Raw genomic sequence first — 1,560 nt, 5'->3', positions numbered from 1 at the left:
TCACCAAACCGTCTGCCAGTGGCAGGCTCGGTTTCAGTGACCAGGTGCCGTCCGCCTGCACGGTGGCCGAGCCGATCGCCTTGCTGCCGTTGTACACCGTGATGGTGTTGCCCGCTTCCGCCCCGGTACCACTGATGGTTGGCCGGTTGTCGTCGGTGATGCCACCGATAGCCACATTACCCTTCAGGTTACCCACCTGGTCATCTACGCCGGTGATTACCACTAGGGCGGACGGTGGCGAGGTGTAATCGGTGGTCAGCACAAAGGCGTCAGACGGTTGGCTGGTGTTACCCGCTTTATCCGTCGCCGTAGTGGTCAGTGAGTGCTCACCTTCGAACAGCGGCGTGGTCGGGGTAAACGTCCAGTCACCGCGGGTATCGGTCATCACCGAACCAATCAGTTGGCCGTTGTCATAGACATTGATGGTGCTGCCCGGCTCTGCCGTCCCCTTCAAGGTCGGGGTCGCATCGTCGGTCACGCTGCCGCTGGTCAGTTCGCCTTGCACATTACCCACATCGTCAATCGCCACACCGATACTTGGCTTGTTCGGGGCCACGCTGTCCACGGTAAAGTCGACTACCGGGCTGGTCACGCTGTTGCCTGCGGCGTCTTCCGCCGTCACCGTAATGTGGTGCTCACCTTCGCCCAGATCGGTCTCTGGCGTGAAGCTCCAGCTGCCATCCGGTTGTACGGTGGTGCTGCCCAGCACGGTGTCGCCGTCCTGCACGGTCACCAGGCTGCCCGGCTTGCCGCTGCCGGTGAGCTCCGGACGGGTATCGTCCGTTACGCCCCCTGCCACAATATTACCGGTGATCGAGCCAACGTTATCTTTCACCGCACCGATGTCTATCAGTACTGGCGTATCGTCGACCACAATGTTGATGCCCGGGCTTGGCTCGCTGGTGTTGCCCGCCGGATCGGTGACGGTGGTGCTCAGATTATGATCGCCGTTGCCCAGCGGGGCATCTGGCGTAAACGTCCAGTTGCCGTTCTCGTCAACCGTGGTGGTGCCCAGGGTATTGCCATTGTCGGTCACGGTGACCGTGCTGCCCGGCTCCCCTTTGCCACCCAGCGTCGGTGAACGGTCATCGGTGGTCTCGCCCGGGGCCACTGGCCCGGTCTTGTCACCCACGTTGTCGGTGATCACGATGTCGGTGGCCGCATCCGGTACGCTGGTATCTACGCTGATGGCAAAGCTGCCGCTTGGCGCGCTGATATTGCCCGCTACGTCAGTGGCAGTGATATGCAGGCTGTGGTTGCCGTCGGTCAACGCGGTCGCTGGCGTCAACGTCCACTTGCCGTTGGCATCGGCCGTGGTGGAGCCAATGGCCTGGCCGTTGTCATAAACGGTCACCATGCTGCCCGCTTCCGCGCTGCCGCTCAGGGTCGGGGTATTGTCGTTGGTGACATCCCCTTTCTGCAACGCCCCCGTGTGCGGCTCGACGTTGTCCACCACGCTGGTGATTGCCGGCACGCCTGGAATGGTGATATCCACCGTCAGGTCGTAGGACGGGGTGCTTGGCGTGGTCTTGTTGCCCGCCGCGTCTACCGCCACGATGG

At 62.4% G+C, this 1,560-nt stretch carries 1 protein-coding gene; it reads right to left on the bottom strand.

Features of this window, described 5'->3' with window-relative positions; translation table 11 throughout:
* On the bottom strand, window positions 1-1,560 hold a 1,560-nt coding region (locus JHD74_RS25755), incomplete at both ends, for an Ig-like domain-containing protein (protein ID WP_199063880.1).

The organism is Serratia sp. ASV30 (assembly GCF_016428815.1).
Classification (GTDB): Bacteria; Pseudomonadota; Gammaproteobacteria; order Enterobacterales; family Enterobacteriaceae; genus Chania; species Chania fonticola_C.
The sequence above is the reverse complement of the archived record's forward strand: the minus strand, read 5'-3'. Positions and strand labels throughout refer to the sequence as shown.